We start from the raw sequence: 17,069 nt of genomic DNA, 5'->3' as shown, positions 1-17,069 counted from the left end.
TTTCTTTTATATCACTCTCATTCCACCGTATTTTCTTACTCTCAGCACATGGCAGGCACCTTCGCCAAAAAGCCGCTCCATCGCCTTTTTATAACAGCCGACGAAATCATTTTCCACAAATGCCTGTATCGTCCCGGCGAAACCGCCCCCGTGTACTCTGCACACACCGTGATCTCCCAGTACACTTTCACTGACGGCAAGTCCGACAGACATGCTCTGATGCTGTACATCATGGTTCGTGTACACATTCTGCAGATATTTAAAGGATGAATTACCGGACTCTTTTATCAGTTCCAGGAAGTTTTTAAATGCTCCGTCTTCCAGAGCTTTTGCCTGTTTTTCCACTCTTTTGTTTTCTTCAAAAAAATGCAGTGCGCGCAGTACCGGCCTGTCGCCGAGCTCTTTTCTCATATCTGCCATATGTAAGTACAGATCATTTTCCTCTACATTTCTCAGTACTTCCTGCCCAAAGTAAGCAGCAGCAGCTTTCATCTCCAGGGGTATCTGCGCATAATCATCTGTCAGGTCCTCGTGTGAACCCTTTGTATCCACGATACACAGACTGTAATGATGTTCCTCCAGATCCACATCCAGTTTTTTTACAACCGGCTGTTTCGGCTCCTGAAAATCAATATGAATCATTCCGCCGACAGAACATGCTGTCTGGTCCATCAGTCCGCACGGCTTTTCAAAGTACACATTTTCCGCGAACTGCCCAATCTGCGCAATTTCCACCGCACTGACTTTCATGTCATTGAACAGTCCGGATATTACCGTTCCCAGAATTGTCTCAAACGCCGCTGAGGATGAAAGCCCTGCTCCGATCAGCACATCGCTCGTCACGTATAAGCTGCAGCCGCCGAGGAGATATCCTCTTTTCTTAAGACCCGCGAGCACTCCGCGTATCAGTCCGGCTGAAGTTCCCGCCTCTTCTCTTTTCTGTTCCAGATCGTCGAGTGATACAACAGACATTTCATATCCGTCCGACACGACCTTCACACAGTTTTCCTGATTTCTGCCAACCACTGCCACTGCATCCAGATTAATCGAAGCGGCAAGCACCATTCCCTGCTGATGATCCGTATGATTTCCACCTACCTCACTTCTCCCCGGTGCACTGTAAATGGAGACCTCGCCTTCTCCAAACAATACTTCATAGCGGTTCAGGGCCTCTATGTACCGTTTCTTCTGATATTCCAGCACATTTTCGTCCAGATAAATCTCCTTCAGCCTTTCATCATAATCTCCACACTCCAGCCCGGCTGTCAAAGTTTTGGAATTTTCCATACCGTGTTCCCTCCAATGCCTTATCATTGTTTCTTAAGTAAATTATATTACTGTTTTAGTAAATTTTCAATTATATTTTACTTAATTAATATCCTAATTTTAATTGGGATTTTTGTATATTTTCCACAAAATACACTTTTTTTATCTTATTCTCTTCCCTTTTTTATTGTTTTGGTATAATATTAACATGTGATTTCGTAAATATTTACCGGGAGGCGCACTCATGACTACAATTAAGGATATCGCTCAGGCGGCAAATGTTTCGAGTGCCACTGTTTCACGGATCCTCAATCAGGATTCCTCCTTAAATGTTACACCCGAAACGCGGCAGAAAGTGCTGGAAACTGCCAAGGCGTTAAACTATATAAAAAAAGGACGTTCTGTCAAAACGTCATATACTCTCGGTATTGTCCAGTGGTTTTCCGCCCAGCAGGAAATGGATGATAATTACTATCTGAGGATTCGCCAGGGCATCGAAGATTACTGCCGTGATCACTGTATTCATGTGATCAGGACTTATAAAGCCGATCTCGGATATGCTGACCAGCTCAAAGGAGTTGATGGTCTGATCTGTATCGGTAAATTCAGCGAAAAAGAAATCGAATACTTCCGAAATATTACAGACAGCATTCTGTTCCTGGACATGACCGTCGACAACATTGATATTTCTACTATCACGCTGGATTTTGAACAGGCTGTGCAGACTGCACTCACGTATCTTACAGGACTTGGCCATCAGAAGATTGGGTTTTTGACAGGAAAAGAGTATGTGGATCAGTCCGAACTCTTTAACGATATGCGCAAAGAAATCTTTGTCCGTTTCTGCGCGGAACACGGCGTTGACTATCAGCCTTATCTGAAGGAAGGCTCCTTTACGATCGCCTCCGGATATGAGATGATGTCGGAACTGCTGCAGGACGCAGCCCTTCCAACAGCCATATTTGCCGCAAGTGATCTGATCGCTATCGGTGCTTTAAAAGCCCTGACTGAACATGGACTGTCCGTTCCGAAGGATATCTCACTTATGGGACTTGACAATATCACAATGACGGAGTTTACGACTCCGCCGCTCACAACGCTTCACGCTCCTGCTTATGAGATGGGAAATTACGGTGCACATATTCTGTACCATATCCTGAATCCCAAAAGCACAGCGGCCATGAGGATCAAGCTTCCATGCCGTCTGATCGAGCGCGCGTCGTGTAAAACACTGCTTCCTTAATATATTTTACATACTAATGAACGAGAAGCCCTGTATGGATCATTCCATACGGGGCTTCCGTCATTTAGAAGAATTGAAAAGAATATAATGATGTTGGGACCAAAAGGTCTTTTGACCCCAAATGATGCCTACAACTTGCTCCGCACTTCGTGCTCCCGCAATCCTGCAAACATTCGGAATCTGCTGATTTACTGAGTAAATCGCTTCTTCCTCATGTTTGGCGGGTCCCAAGATCAAATGCCTTATCATGCAAGCATGAACGGTATTTGACCTTTTGACCCTGGCATCATATAATTGGTTTGATTTCTTATTGACGTGCCTGTGCAAGTCTTCTTGATTTTTCTTCCTGCTTGCCGCGGACCACATCCACGAATACCGCAAGGATTACCACCAGACCAAGAATCATCTTCTGGATATCCGACTGTGCCCCCAGAAGATTCAGTCCATTGTTGAGTACTGCGATGATCAGAGCACCAATCAGAGTACCGCCTACACTGCCGCGGCCGCCGTTAAAGGAAGCCCCGCCGATGACACAGGCGGCGATCGCATTCATCTCATAGCCATCACCGGCATTTGGATACGCAAGGCTGACACGTCCGATCATCACGATACCGGCAAGTGCTGCCAGAAGCCCGGATAAGATGTATGTCAGGTTTAACAGTGGCTTCACTTTGATACCGGACAGACGGGCCGCTTCCCGGTTGCCGCCGATGGAATAGATATAACGTCCGAATGCTGTTCTGTTCAGGAAAATCGATGCCACAACAGCTACCACGATAACAAGGATAAAACAGATTGGAAAACCTGCAACGTTCTGATATCCAAGCCACATAACACCGTCCGGAAAACCTGACATGGATGCGGAACCTGTGATCCAGAGGCAGAAGCCCCGTATTACCAGCTGTGTTCCGAGAGTCGATACAAACGGATGCGGGAGATCCAGCTTTGTAAACAGCAGACCGTTGACCAATCCGATGACAAGTCCGCAGAGCAGGCCTACGAGAAGCAGCAGAAAGGTATTTGTGATACCACCTTTGATCATAATTCCCATCATACAGCCGGAACATGCGATCGTTGCACCCACAGACAGATCAATTCCCCCCGTCAGGAGTACAAACAACATGCCGAAAGAAACCAGTGCATTGATGGCAGCCTGCCTCAGAATATTCAAAAAATTGCTTGTTTTGAAAAACTGATCCGTAACAATTGTCAGCAGCACACACAAAACAACCAGTGCGATCAGCGGACCTAAGATACTCGATATTTTTTCATTTTTAAATATTTTATTTTTCATCTCAACCAACCTCCCATGCGGCTTTCATGATACTTTCCTGGTCAAATTCATTGCTGTCCCGGTCAATTTCACCCGTGATATGCCCGTGTCTCATGACGATGACGCGATCGCACATTCCGAGGATCTCAGGAAGTTCAGAGGAAATCATGACGACCGCTTTTCCCTCTTTTACCAGCTCATTGATGATGTTATAAACCTCAATTTTGGCTCCGACATCGATACCGCGGGTCGGCTCGTCAAAGATAAAAATGTCCGCATCTGTGTTGATCCATTTTCCGATTACAACCTTCTGCTGATTACCACCGCTTAAGTCTCCGGAATTTTTATTGATACTGTCTGTTTTGATCTTTAACTTTTCAACAGTGTCTTCCGCCTGTTTTTTCAGTTTTTCGTCATCCACAAACAGACCTTTGGAAAGACTTCCCATATTGACCAGCGCGATATTTTTACTGATGCTCTCAGTCAATACCAGCCCCTGGCCCTTCCTGTCTTCTGTCAGGAATGCTATTTTACTCCTGATGGCCTCCCCGGGACTTTTGATCGTGCATTTCCGTCCGTCCACGAACACTTCTCCTCCGTCGATCGGATCCGCTGCAAAGATACCTCTGAAGACTTCCGTACGCCCGGCACCTACCAGGCCTGCAAACCCAAGGATCTCACCGCGCCTGACTGAAAAACTGATGTCGTCATATACACCTTTTCTTGAAAGATGTTTCACTTCCAGTGCCACATTCCCGATTGCTGCCTCTGCCTTTGGATACAGATTGTCAAGGCTTCTTCCCACCATATAAGTGATCAGGTCGTCCTGTGTCATCTGATCCGTATCCATGGTCACCACATGTTTTCCATCGCGCATAACGGTCACGACATCACACAGCTCAAAGATCTCTTCCAGCTTGTGGGACACAAACAGGATCGCCATTCCCTGACTCTTCAGCAGGTTGACAGCCTTAAACAATTCCTTCGTCTCCTGTTCTCCGAGACTTGAGGTCGGCTCATCCAGAATCAGCACCTTCGCCTCCTGGAGGATCGATTTTCCGATCTCGATCATCTGCAGCTGTCCCATACCCATGTTGCCGCAGATTTTAGTCAGATCAATATCCTGATTCATGGACTTCATGACTTCTTTTGTCTTCTGGTTCATGTATGAGTAGTCCAGAAAACAGGAATTTCCTTTATATTTCATGTTTCCAAGAAACATATTATCTGTCGCATTCAATTCGGCTACAATATTCAGTTCCTGATAAACACATGCGATGCCTCGCTTTTTGGCATCTAGCGGTCCGGAAAATGTCACTTCCTGACCTTCACAGAAGATTTTTCCCTTATCCGGTTTATGTACACCGGTAAACGTCTTGATCAGTGTTGATTTCCCGGCACCGTTTTCTCCGATCAGTCCGTGAACCTCACCCTTCTTCAGTGCCAGCGAGACTCCGTCCAAAGCGCGCACGCCCGGAAAGTTTTTTACAATATCTTTTAATTCAACGGCTATACCCTGATCCTGCAAACACTTCACCTTCATTTCTATTCGGATTTTTAAAGCAAATGGGCCGCCATGGCAGCCCATATACTACTCGTTTCTCAGCTGATGATTATTCTTTGTAATCCTCATAATTGGATGCATCGATGACCTCAACATCCACCGGAATCTGACGGTCATATGTCTCGCCTTTCATAGCGCCGACACCGCACATCACACTGTCATACCCCATCTTGTACGGCTGCTGAGCAATCGTCATTTCCATGCTTCCCGCCTCGATCTGCTGAATTGCCACCTGGAAGCCGTTAAAACTGCAGACTTTGATCTTGTCTGTTGCATTGTTCTGCTTGATCGCCTGGATTGCACCCATAGAAGCATCATCATCCGTACACATCACAGCGTCGATGCCATCCACACCGTATTTCTGGAACCAGTCTTCCACCTGTGAAGCGGTCAGATCAGCGGAGTTATCACAGTACTGAAGGTCTAATACGTTGCACCCTGCTTCTTCCATGGCATCTTTATAGCCTTTTGAGCGCTTTTCATGATTATCATCACCCTGCTGTCCGGTTGCGATCACAACATTGGCGCCTTCCGGCAGCCTGGATGCGAATTCTTTTGCGCCTTCAAAAGCAGCGTCATAGTTTGCTGTTCCTACATAAGTCACCGGGTTTTCAAAGTTCGGTGAATCCGTATCTACCAGAACAACTTTAATGTCTTTCGCCACTGCGTCATTCAGAACGTTAAGTACAGAGTCTGCGATATTTGGATCCACCAGCAGGATATCCACATCCTGAGAGATAAAGTTTTCAATCATCTGTACCTGCTGTGCAGCGTCTGTAATATCATCCGGTGCAATACAGGAGATCTTGGCTCCGATCTCTTTCGCCGCATCCTCCGCGCCGTCGATAACCTTGTTCTGGAATTCATCGTACAGCTTCATGACCACACCGATCGACAGCTTGCTCGTATCGAGTTCTCCGGAATTCTCAGCGCTCTCGTCACCCTTTGCTTCAGTACTCTCCTGAACATTGCTGTCCGTGCCGCCGGAGGTTGACTTTGCATCGGAACCGTTTCCACATGCCGCCATAGAAAATACCATACAACATGCAACCAATACTGCTAACGTCTTCTTCATATTTCTTCTCCTTTTTATCAGTCATCTTTTTCTGTTCACAATCATTTTCAACTCGTATCGATACGTTTTTCGTAAATTCATTGTAACAGTACTTTCCAAAACACAACACTCACATTTTTTGGAAAAAGGTGTACGATTTTTGGATACTTTATTATTCAAACAGCTGACCGATATCCTGCCTGTCTTTTTCATACATGCTGCCTGACTTCATAACGATTGTCCGTTCCCCCATAATGCTGGCCTCCGAAACCGACATCGTCAGAATGATAACGGCGCTTCCCTGCTGAACCGCTGTCCGGATCAGATGCTGTGTCAGCTTCTGAATATTATAGTCTGCGGCTGAAAAAGGCCGCAGACAGACAATCGCCTGTGGACGAAACAGGATCCACCGGTAATATGCCGCTTTCTGCAGCAGATAGGGTCCTGCCTGATAGACGGATTTGTGCAGTTCCTCTCTGGTAAATTCTCCGGTATCCAGAAGTTCCTCCTCCAGACATTTCATATATTTGGGTGAAAATCCATTAATGCCGAGTTTCCTGGACATCACCATGGAAATGTTATCAAGAACAGTAGCATCAAAATAAGAATACGCCTCGTAAGAATTCTCTTCAATGATACCAACCCCGTGTTCAACCGCATCACTGAACATCCGCGGACGAAATTCTTTTTCCTGCAAGAATATTTTTCCTCTCCTCACCGGCACGTCTCCACTTAAAATATCAGCCAGGATTCTCCAGTTGCCAATGTCCATATTCACAAAATTAAGAATTTCCCCCTCATGAACCTTGAAGCACATACTGCCGCAGTGGTCTGTTTCCACATGTTCGAACGTCAGCACCGTGGGTCCTACGGCTTTGGATTCGGGTAAATTTTCATTTACATTAAAACTTTCAAGCAGTACAGTATACAGATGTTCCAGGCTATATCTCTGTTTCAGTATCCGATGCCTTGTCCTGCCATGTGAAAATACATACATGTATTCCGTGTATTCAAATAAAACCCTGGTATGATTGGAGACAATGAGAAAATCAACCCCTAGTTCTTTCAGCTTCAGAATCATCTCAAAGAATTCCGTGATACTCTCCTCCGTGAAGAATTCATCCATATCTGAGATCACAACCAGTTTTTTACCTGAAACGTAGGCATGAATCAGCTCCACTTCTTTTCTCTGGTGAGGAAGCAGATTTCCGATCATTTCCTCCGGATCTATGCTGCATCCCAACTCCTGAAACAGAAGTCCGGCGGATGCACATAACTTCCTGGTGCCTGCGATCAGACTGATTCCTCCATGCAGCACAAACACATATTCTTTGACCTTCAGCTGCCTGACACAGTGCTCTTTTCGGTTCATGACAAAGACATACTCCTTCAGTATCCTGTCATATGTCTCCGAAGGAAGTTCCTCCTCATCAAAGTAAACCCACCCGTAGTCGAGCCGTACATCTCCCGCCAGCAGATCCACCAGGCATTTTCTCTCCAGATTGTTCTCAACGATCAGTCCGCAGATCTCATCCCGATAGATCTGAATCGAAAAGTCCAGAATGCGTTCTGCGATTCCGGATTTTTTAATGCCACTCTGTATTCTAAGCACTTCTTTTTTCACTGCACTCCCTCTTCCTGGTTTGTCTCTATTTTTTTCATATATTTTTTTGCAGTCTCTTCATCCAGATACGGAAGCGTGATCCTGATCTCCGTACCGGAATATGTGGACCCCATCACATGCAGCCCGTACTGCGTTCCGAAAAGAAGTTTGATCCGGGCATTCACATTGCGCAGCGCGATTCCCGATTTTTTCTTTGAAAACGCCGCCGTGATCTGCTTATCCGGTTCCTGAAACATACGGTTCAATTCGATGATCTTCTCCTCATCCATTCCAACGCCGTAGTCACGCACAGAAATGAATACCCTGGTACTTGTCCGCTCAATGTCAATCTCTATCGTCCCCTCCCCAATCGTTGCTTCCAGTCCATGCTGAATCGCATTTTCCACAAGCGGCTGCAGTGTCAGTTTCAGAATTCTGCACTGAAACAGCAGTTCTTCATCGTCACAGTGTATTTCCAGATTAATGCGCTCTTCAAACCGGTATTTCTGTATCAGAAAATAATTCTTCACACTGTCCAGCTCATCAGCCAGTGTCACGATATTTTCCTTATTGGTAATGGTGTAGCGGAAAAATTTGGCAAGAGCCTCCGACATGCCGGCGATCGATGTCTGTCCTGCCAGCAGTGCCTCCGCCCGTATGGATTCCAGGGTATTGTACAGAAAATGCGGATTGATCTGATTCTGCAGTGCAAGATATTCTACCTGCTTTTCCGCCATGTTGACGGCATGGTTCCGGTCAATCATAACAGCAAATTTCTCCAGAGCCTTTTTCATCTCTTCATCCATGGTAAAATTATTGTGAAACACCTCGTCATAGATATATCCGTGATTGAACAGCTCAAACGCCTGACTCAGATTTTTCATTGGACCCAGAATGTATAATTTTCCGGCGGCATAAGATCCGGCGATCGCCAGACCGGCCGTTACTGCAAACACGACCTCCAGGCTTTCCGAGAAGGCAATCTTGTTGGCTGCAGCCAGCAGCAGAAGCACCAGAAGTATCACCATCCCAATGTACATGCCCCGTATCCAGAACTTCAGTTTTTTATACCAGAACTCCGTCTTCTTCATGGCCGCCTCCTAACCGAAAAACCTGCGGTACTGCGATGGTGTCAGTCCGCTGACTTTCTTAAACTGCTTCGAAAAATATTTGGCATCACCGACTCCGATAAGTTCCGGGATATCATTGATCTTTATCTCTTTATTTTTCAGCAGTTCTTTCGCCTTATCCATGCGCACCTGAAGTATATATTCCGTCAATGTCTGTCCGGTCTCTTTTTTAAACATGGTAGAAAAATATGCTGAATTGAACCCTGCCATCTCACTCATTTCCTCCAGTTTGATCGGCTGTGCATAATGATTCTGGATATAAGACTTCACAAGTTTGATGGGTTTAATCTCGACCATACGATTCTCTTCAATCTCTTTTTCAATGATCCTCTGAATCAGCCCGAGGAATCGTTGGAATACTTCATTTACCGACGTGCAGTGATAGAACACATTCTGAAACTCTTCCGGCATCCACTCCTCGCTGCCCGAAATCTTATTCTTTTTTAACTGCAGCACAACAAGACCGAACAGCTCCCTGAGTGCCAGGTAGATTGAATTACCATCACATTCCTGCCTGCTTTTGCAGATTTCACCCAATACTTCCAGCTGCCGGGCAATTCCGTCCAGGTCGTACATATCGACCATTTCCAGGAAGCAGCTCTTAAAATCGGTATCCGCAGCCGTATACGGATCGAAAACCTTTGCCTCTGACTCTTCATCCACCCCGATAATTTTGTCGATCCCGAGGCAAATGCGGTTCAAAATAGCACTTTTCGCATCCGTCAATGACTGTCCGATCTGACGGAAATCTTCAACCTGCCGCCCAATGCCGACCGTCACATGGATTTCCTGGAAGATCTCATGGAGGTTTGCCGTGTTGACACGGATATGTTTCAGCTGCCAGCGGAATTCCTGAATCCCCTCTGTCGGATAGTTCAGCAGGACATAGGTTCCCAGATCATGTTCATATGTGATGATGTCAAAACACTCCTCCTTAAACTCTTTCCTGCTGATCTCACTGATCTTTCTCGTAATCTGACGGTAGATCAGTTCATATTCTTCTGTCTCCTCAAAATCCGGTTTTACCAGCAGTACCCGGAAACACCCCTGCTGAAAATCACAGTGATAGCGGTTGTTGATCGCCTCCAGATCCTGGCACTGCAGATCATCCTGCTCCTGGTTTACCAGATTTTTCAGCAAAGTCTGCTTTATCTGCGTTGACTGCTGCTGCACCTTGCTTCTCAATATGTTGACATTTTGTTCGTGTTCCTGATTCTCGAGCCTCTCCGCAGCCACCCGCTGCAGCGTCTCCTCCAGCTCATCTTTCTGTATCGGTTTGGAGAGATAATCACGGACACCGTACCGGATAGCTTTTCTCGCATACTCAAAGTCCTGATAACCGCTGATTATGATAAAATGTATATTGGGTTTTCGGTGCTGGACCTGCTGTATCAGTTCCAGCCCGTCACATCCCGGCATCTTGATGTCTGTAATGATGATCGCCGGTTCCAGTTCCTCAACCAGACGCAGGGCGTCTATACCGTTATAAGCCACACCCGCGACTTCGAGGCCCATTTTCTCCCAATCCACCAGAAACTGAATCAACTGACAGATCTTCTTTTCATCGTCCACAATAATAACCTTCATTCCCATAGCTTTTGCCTCCTTCAGGATGCACTCACCCCATATTACTATCACTATACCAGATTTGAAGGGAATTACTTTAAGTTTATTGCTTATATGAATTCCGTGTCCGGCAGGATATATAAAAGGACCGGGGCATACAGCCTCAGTCCTTTTATATAAAACTATTTTCTATCCTTCTTTCGTCTGACCGCGGCCACAGCCCCCGCAAGAACCGAAAGCCCCATTGCCAGTACCATACCCGTAACCGGTGTCTCATCTGCCGTTTTTGCATTTGCCGCAGAAGATGTTCTGTCCTTTTTTGCCGAAACCTCTGCCGGTCTTGTGAGCCCTGGTCTCTTAATAGTCGTTGCCGCTGTCTCCGCCGGATCCTTACCTGCTCTCTCTGGAGGTGCCTGTGTCGGCTCATTGGTCGTGCCTGCAGGAGGGGTGATTGTTGGATCGACCTGCGGTGTATCAATCGGGGGCACCGTTGGCTCCGCTGTTGGGTCCTCTCCCGGATTTCCCACAGGATCTGTATACGCAATCTCTGCAGACCGGAATATATATTCCGTATCTCCCGTTCTGCTCAGAACATAGAACTGATTGCCCACAGCCGCTCCCATATTCATCGTTGTCTTCGTCCCATGATAAAGAAGGTCATCCACACTGCTCCAGCTGTCGGATGCCGCGTCGTATCTCCAGGTATCCGTCATCTGCTCCGTCCCAAGGTCTTTCACCGGACCGGTCACCATCATTCCGCCATCCACAGCAGTCACTGCATAGTTCAGGGTCTGGTTCGCGTCAAACATATCATTCGCATGACTGAAGAAATCCACATCGCTCTCTTTCCAGACATTTCCATCATAGACAAGAACATTTTCATACTGTGTATATTCCATTCCACTCATGGCGTTCATATAAGAATCATATCCCTGTGCAACCAGCAGCAGATCTCCCGATGCCACAGCCACAGCTGCACTTCTGCCCTGCGGCAATCCCGGAAGATTACCTGTGATGGCCCCGGTCACCGGGTCTATCACACGCACTTCCTCACTGGCCGTAAAAGTTCCCGTCTCTTCATCCTGATTTTCTCCTCCGATTGCCAGAAGCTGGTTTTGATAGACAGCAAGTGCCTCCTTCCCGGACAGACTGTCTGAGACATCCACAGAGGTCCAGATATCTTCCAACGTATCATAAGTTCCTATGCAGACCGTCTCGTCCTCACCATCGCTCTTCGTATACAGCAGATACAGTTTGCTTTTCCCGCCTGCCATAGAGCAGAGGCCTCCATCGATGCCGGATATCATATGATCGTCCGGAAGCTTTAGTTTCTCCCACGTATCATCCTGGATATCATAAATTTCCATATAGATGCCGCCGATTTCAAACATGTCCCCCACATAAGCGATCTTATCTCCGGCAGCCGCCATGCAGGCCGGAATACCGTCACTGCTGCTCACGGAAATCCCTTCGATTTCCCCGTAATCCAAAGCAGGGGCACGCAAACCGGCAAACCCTTTTGCCGTGCTTCCGATATCAAAATAATCATGGCCATACCTGCCGTCAGCGGCAGTCACTGCTATTTCCTGATTTCCGGCAGAGCCTTCCGGCAGCAGGATTACAATGCTTTCCTCTGACCAGCTGGCAATTTCCACAGAAAGACCGCCTGCCGACACACTGCCTGCATCCGAACCGAAAAAGTATCCGGTAAGTTCGGCGGTCTCATTGTCCTGCTGCAGACCGGACAGCACCGGGACCACTCTGGTATCATCAAACGCCGCACCCGTATCGATGAATCCTCCTGACACAGATTTTTCTTCCAGTCCATACCCGTCCACACGGTTTACCCCGCCTTTCAGGCGGGCACAGATCTCCGCCGCAGCCGCCCCGTCGGATCCTCCGTATATTTCTGCAAGCAGAGCGGCTGTTCCGGTGACCATCGGGGCAGCCATAGAAGTTCCGTCCGAATAATAATAATCACTGGCTTTTTTTCCAAATCCAACATTGTCAAGATGGAAGACTGCTCCATCTGATTTATTCTTCATGGTGCCGCTGATGCGGAATTCTGTTCTGCCGTCTCCGTCCGGATCCTGCAGAAATTCCTTATCCGCAAGAGCCTGACTGGATATATTCCAGTTATGATCCGACATTCTCAGACGCGCCGGAAAAAGTGCGCCGTTATAAATCATAGTGGAGCTCATATCTTCCCAGCTGCCATTTACATTCTGCTGGATCCACATATTCTGGCCATACATGGCATTATCAAACGCCCCCGCAAATGCCAGATAAACATCGCCAGCGCAGTCGACGGCAGCGAGATCCTCCGCCTGGAATGATATTTCCAGGGCAAACTCCTCACCCTCCTGAATCTGGTCAAGCGATATCTCCAGCCCTCTGCCGCTGTTATATCCTCTGGATGATGCCTGCTGTGATTCCTCTGACGGACTGCCGTTTGCACCAATCAAAAGCAGCTCTGCTTTATCTTCATCGTCTTCAAAATCCTCATAAAAGTAACTGTCATCTGCGTCCTGTATCCAGGGCAGATACTGTGCCGGCATCTGATGCTCATTCATCGGCAGTTGTTCATCCGTAGAAGTGGCCGCCAGAATCTGGGTCCCGGGCGCAAAGACATCCACAGCCTGACTTCCGTAACAGCTGAAAAATGCCGGATACCCCTGGCTGTCCATGGCCCCAACCGTTACCGCATAGGGGCTGTTTACGATACCGCCTGTATTCAGATCATTGTCCGTATTGCTGTTTCCAGCTGCAAAACAGGATACGATCCCCCATTTCCCGGCTTCAGTAACTGCTGTTGACACGGATTTCAGCTGAATTCCATTATAAGCAGACGGTCCCCAGGAATTGTTCACGGCGGCAACATTGACCCCCGCTTTTTTTGCGGTGACCAGATAATTGTAAGACTGAATGGCCGCCAGCATATCCCCTTGTCCTCCCAGGAATTTTACTGCCATAATTTCAGCGTTTCCGCTGACTCCGGAGCCGCCTTCCTGGTTGTCCCACTGCGATGCAATAATGGAAGCACAGTGGGTCCCGTGTCCGACCTCCGTATCCATGGGATCTGTCGTATCATTGCCATTATTAGAATAATTAACTCCGTATGCCCCTCCTCCGAGTTCCAGAAGTTCCGGATAACTTTCTCCGTCATCCCACATAATCCCCTGCAGATCCGGATGCGTGTAGTCCACTCCGGAATCCACCACCGCAACGACCGGCTTGTCTGAGCTGTCTGATGGGCTCCCTGCGCCTGTCGACCATGCAGTCACAACATCCATATCCACGGCCGGTACCGTATCATCCCGATTGACCGTGTTATCCAGTCCCCACTGATAACTGTACGCAGGATCAGACGGCGTGCTGTAAGGCACCATGATGTAGTTCGGTTCCGCATATTCCACCAGGGGGTTTGCTGAAAGCTGCTCAATCATATCCTCTGTGTCCGATCCGCTTACCAGTACAAGAGACTTCTCTTCCTCTGCGCTTTCCCCGGCAGAAAAAGTGGAAATTCCGCTTCCGCCCAGTTCCATCAGTGTCTGTGTCTGTAATTCTGCCCCCCTGTTTCTCATGGCTCCATTCGGCCGGCTTAATGCCTCCTCCCCGCCCTTCACGCAGACGATCACTTCCCCGTCCACATAATCCACACCGGGTGTGCCATAATCTGCACTGCCATCCAAAGCAGCTGATGTTTTGACCGGAACCATAGTCAAAACCAGCAGCGCCGTCAACAGTCCCGCGGTCCATTTTTTTCTCATCATATGTTTCTCCCTCAATGTCATTTTGCTTTTAATTGTGCATATTTATAGTTTAGCATGACAGAGTATCCTTAACAACCGTCTTTCAGGCAGGTTTTCCGCATTTCAGGAGCTGATTGTGCAGCGCCCTTCTTTCATTATCTTTTTCCCGCGCGGCACATTAGAAAAAGCGTCCGGGCTTTTGCTCAGACGCCTATATCGTTTCAGTTGGCAAATCGTATCGTTTCTTAATACTTCTTATTTCTACAGATATTGGGCAAACTCAATCTTTTCCTGATTTGGTCCCTCCGCGATAAAATATCGAACCCCGTTTTTCCAAAACGGCAGTTGAGTGATCGGTTCCAGGATTCTGACTCCCAATGACTCCACATAAGCAAGGGCCTCATCCAGGTCCTTCACATCAATGGCAAAATGATCGATCGCACCGGGACACCCGGCGGGGCTTTCACATTCGTAAGTCTCCAGCACCAGCTCCTTCAGCTTAAGGAACACCACCGGTATTCCGCCGTTATCTGTCTTAAGCACAGGCTCAAACCCAAGCTTTTTGTAAAATTCCTCTGTTCTTTTTATATCACTGGCAGGTATTCCTATATGCTGCAGTCCGTTGACATTATCTATCCACTCCATCTTTGCACTCCTTCTTTACACCCGGGCACACGTCATTCCTTCTCTTCCGTATTTACCGTTATTACATTCACTTCGTTTTCCAGATTTTTCATGACCCTGCAGTCCAGCTGATCATCGGTCAGCAATCCTGTGATTTCATTCCATTCTGCATATTTAACAATCGCCTTGGTACTCGCTTTGCTGCTGTCAGCAAGTACATAAGACTTGGCGGCGTTCTGCAGCATCCTTCTTTTCACATCTGCCTCCGGAAAATTCTCCACGCAGGGTCCGCTGGAATCCAAAAATCCGCTGGTTCCCAGAAATGCCAGATCCGCATGTACATGATCAATGCAGTAGGCAGCCAGCATCCCCGTGGTTGCTCCGCTCACCTGACGGATTTCTCCTCCGATAAGGATTACCTTGATCTCATTGGCGTTCATCAGTTCCGCAATTGGCGTGAAATTCGTAACTACAATGATATCCTTTCGCATGATCAACTGTCGGGCCAGCTGGTAGTTCGTACTGCCTGCATCTATGAAGATCACACTGTGAGGAGGAATCAATCTGGCAGCTTCTCTGGCTATCTTTTTTTTAGTCTCTATATATTTTTCCGATTTTCTGGAATATGCGCTGGCACTGGTCTCCACCAGCACTTCCGCCGAACCCTTATTTTTTTTGATAAATCCCTGGGCTTCCAGCTCCAACAGATCTTTTCGGATGGTCTCCGTGCTCACCTGAAACCTTCGTGCCAGGTCCCCAACCTTTACCTTGCCCTTCTGCAGTAATAAATCAGAGATTTCCCGTCTTCTGTCTGATACAGTCATAGCTTCCTCCCTTGAATCTGACACTCTCTGAAATTCATGGGTACTCCATAAATTTCGATTACACATATTTACTATAGCTGATGATAGGATATGTTTTCAAGTGATTTTGCAGTTATTCGTAGGTAATTACAATTTTTTTTGTGGGAACATGCTTCTCTACCATCGCAAAGGCATCCAAAATCTGCGAAAACGGGATTCTGTGGGAGATGTAATCACCTAATACTATTTTTCCCTGACGCACCCACTCCACAATCTGCGGAAATGCTGCTGCCTGCTGTTCCTTCACCGGAACATGCAGAAATCGTAGCGTCCAGTTCTGCGGAGCATCTTTCCAGGACAGCTGCATCTCCTTGGTTGGGCATATTCCATATACGCAGATCTGTCCGTTTTCCTTCAATAAATGCATGGCGGTGTTAATGATTCCATTCGCACCCACTGCGTCCAGCACGTAGTCCACACCTTCAGGGACAAGCGTCCGGATATTCTGTACCACGTCTTCCGTTGCGCTGTTCACAAAAGCGTCCGCTCCTGCGATCTCTGCTTCTTTTCGTTTTTCTTCCAGTACATCCACGGAAATAACGGTGCGGACACCCAGCAGCTTCATAAGCCTGATAAAGGTCAGGCCCACAGGACCTGCGCCAAATACCGCAACCCTGCTTTTCCGGTCAAAGCCAAAATTCCTGATAGCAGCCAGAACCTCACAGAATGTAATGATCATGACACCCTCCACAGGGTCAATATCATCGGGCAAAACCTGTTGGGTATAATAGGCATCCCAGAATTCAGGATGACCTGGCCCCCTGCCCTCTTCCACCATCACCTCATAGTCCCGGGCCACCGTGTACTCGGAATAACCACTCCAAAATGAGTAAAATCCTGCATATTTTCCTTCTGAATCCGTCTCCAGAAATGGTACCATCACGCGGTCTCCCACCTTGAACCGCTTCACCTTTTTTCCGGCCGCAATGACTTCTCCGACCGCCTCATGCCCCAGAAGACAGGGATATTGGCTGATCCCTTTAAACTCTCCGTGCAGAATTTTCGAATCGGTTCCATTACAAATGCCGCTGGCTATCGTCCTGGTTAACACACAGTCATCTCCGATATCCGGCATTGGCAGATCTACAACCTCTAATTTATGATCTGTTGTCACAGCTAAAGATTTCATAT

At 47.4% G+C, this 17,069-nt stretch carries 12 protein-coding genes; 1 reads left to right on the top strand and 11 read right to left on the bottom strand.

The window, feature by feature from the left end; all coding sequences use genetic code 11:
- Nucleotides 1–6: 6 nt before the first annotated feature.
- On the bottom strand, nt 7–1,287 hold the full coding sequence (locus MCG98_RS05735; protein ID WP_240300834.1) for a galactokinase family protein: 1,281 nt from the start codon (nt 1,285–1,287) through the stop codon (nt 7–9).
- Between the two features lie 223 nt (nt 1,288–1,510).
- Between MCG98_RS05735 and MCG98_RS05730 the strand changes: the two genes are divergently transcribed.
- Complete coding sequence (locus tag MCG98_RS05730) at nt 1,511–2,509, top strand: LacI family DNA-binding transcriptional regulator (protein WP_240300833.1); 999 nt, start codon at nt 1,511–1,513, stop codon at nt 2,507–2,509.
- A gap of 307 nt (nt 2,510–2,816) precedes the next feature.
- Here MCG98_RS05730 and MCG98_RS05725 read toward each other — a convergent pair whose 3' ends face one another.
- From MCG98_RS05725 to MCG98_RS05680, 10 genes are all read right to left on the bottom strand, one after another.
- Complete coding sequence (locus tag MCG98_RS05725) at nt 2,817–3,803, bottom strand: ABC transporter permease (protein ID WP_240300832.1); 987 nt, start codon at nt 3,801–3,803, stop codon at nt 2,817–2,819.
- Nucleotide 3,804: 1 nt separating this feature from the next.
- The gene (locus MCG98_RS05720) at nt 3,805–5,310 is read right to left on the bottom strand and encodes a sugar ABC transporter ATP-binding protein (RefSeq protein WP_240300831.1); all 1,506 of its coding nucleotides are present in this window, start codon (nt 5,308–5,310) and stop codon (nt 3,805–3,807) included.
- 85 nt (nt 5,311–5,395) lie between these two features.
- Nucleotides 5,396–6,421 (bottom strand): sugar ABC transporter substrate-binding protein, encoded by a 1,026-nt coding sequence (locus tag MCG98_RS05715; protein WP_240300830.1) that lies wholly within the window; start codon nt 6,419–6,421, stop codon nt 5,396–5,398.
- 151 nt (nt 6,422–6,572) lie between these two features.
- Complete coding sequence (locus MCG98_RS05710) at nt 6,573–8,024, bottom strand: hypothetical protein (RefSeq protein ID WP_240300829.1); 1,452 nt, start codon at nt 8,022–8,024, stop codon at nt 6,573–6,575.
- On the bottom strand, nt 8,021–9,094 hold the full coding sequence (locus tag MCG98_RS05705) for a histidine kinase (RefSeq protein ID WP_240300828.1): 1,074 nt from the start codon (nt 9,092–9,094) through the stop codon (nt 8,021–8,023). The genes MCG98_RS05710 and MCG98_RS05705 overlap by 4 nt, the downstream gene beginning before the upstream one ends.
- A 9-nt stretch (nt 9,095–9,103) precedes the next feature.
- The gene (locus tag MCG98_RS05700) at nt 9,104–10,726 is read right to left on the bottom strand and encodes a response regulator (protein WP_240300827.1); all 1,623 of its coding nucleotides are present in this window, start codon (nt 10,724–10,726) and stop codon (nt 9,104–9,106) included.
- A 155-nt stretch (nt 10,727–10,881) separates the two neighbouring features.
- Nucleotides 10,882–14,472, bottom strand: coding sequence for a S8 family serine peptidase (locus tag MCG98_RS05695; protein ID WP_240300826.1), 3,591 nt, complete (start codon nt 14,470–14,472; stop codon nt 10,882–10,884).
- 240 nt (nt 14,473–14,712) lie between these two features.
- Complete coding sequence (locus tag MCG98_RS05690) at nt 14,713–15,096, bottom strand: VOC family protein (protein WP_240300825.1); 384 nt, start codon at nt 15,094–15,096, stop codon at nt 14,713–14,715.
- A 32-nt stretch (nt 15,097–15,128) separates the two neighbouring features.
- Complete coding sequence (locus tag MCG98_RS05685; RefSeq protein ID WP_240300824.1) at nt 15,129–15,899, bottom strand: DeoR/GlpR family DNA-binding transcription regulator; 771 nt, start codon at nt 15,897–15,899, stop codon at nt 15,129–15,131.
- Between the two features lie 112 nt (nt 15,900–16,011).
- Nucleotides 16,012–17,067 carry a zinc-binding dehydrogenase gene (locus MCG98_RS05680; RefSeq protein WP_240300823.1) on the bottom strand — a complete coding sequence of 352 codons (1,056 nt, stop codon included), beginning with the start codon at nt 17,065–17,067 and terminating at the stop codon, nt 16,012–16,014.
- Nucleotides 17,068–17,069: the final 2 nt, after the last annotated feature.

This window comes from Ruminococcus sp. OA3, assembly GCF_022440845.1.
In the GTDB taxonomy this organism is placed as follows: domain Bacteria; phylum Bacillota; class Clostridia; order Lachnospirales; family Lachnospiraceae; genus Ruminococcus_G.
This window is presented reverse-complemented; position numbering and strand designations above follow the sequence as displayed.

Coding starts and splice junctions, on each gene's coding strand:
- MCG98_RS05685 (WP_240300824.1), bottom strand. CDS start 15,899: ATGACTGTATCAGACAGAAGACGGGAAATCTCTGATTTATTACTGCAG.
- MCG98_RS05700 (WP_240300827.1), bottom strand. CDS start 10,726: ATGGGAATGAAGGTTATTATTGTGGACGATGAAAAGAAGATCTGTCAG.
- MCG98_RS05695 (WP_240300826.1), bottom strand. CDS start 14,472: ATGATGAGAAAAAAATGGACCGCGGGACTGTTGACGGCGCTGCTGGTT.
- MCG98_RS05705 (WP_240300828.1), bottom strand. CDS start 9,094: ATGAAGAAGACGGAGTTCTGGTATAAAAAACTGAAGTTCTGGATACGG.
- MCG98_RS05725 (WP_240300832.1), bottom strand. CDS start 3,803: ATGAAAAATAAAATATTTAAAAATGAAAAAATATCGAGTATCTTAGGT.
- MCG98_RS05715 (WP_240300830.1), bottom strand. CDS start 6,421: ATGAAGAAGACGTTAGCAGTATTGGTTGCATGTTGTATGGTATTTTCT.
- MCG98_RS05735 (WP_240300834.1), bottom strand. CDS start 1,287: ATGGAAAATTCCAAAACTTTGACAGCCGGGCTGGAGTGTGGAGATTAT.
- MCG98_RS05690 (WP_240300825.1), bottom strand. CDS start 15,096: ATGGAGTGGATAGATAATGTCAACGGACTGCAGCATATAGGAATACCT.
- MCG98_RS05730 (WP_240300833.1), top strand. CDS start 1,511: ATGACTACAATTAAGGATATCGCTCAGGCGGCAAATGTTTCGAGTGCC.
- MCG98_RS05680 (WP_240300823.1), bottom strand. CDS start 17,067: ATGAAATCTTTAGCTGTGACAACAGATCATAAATTAGAGGTTGTAGAT.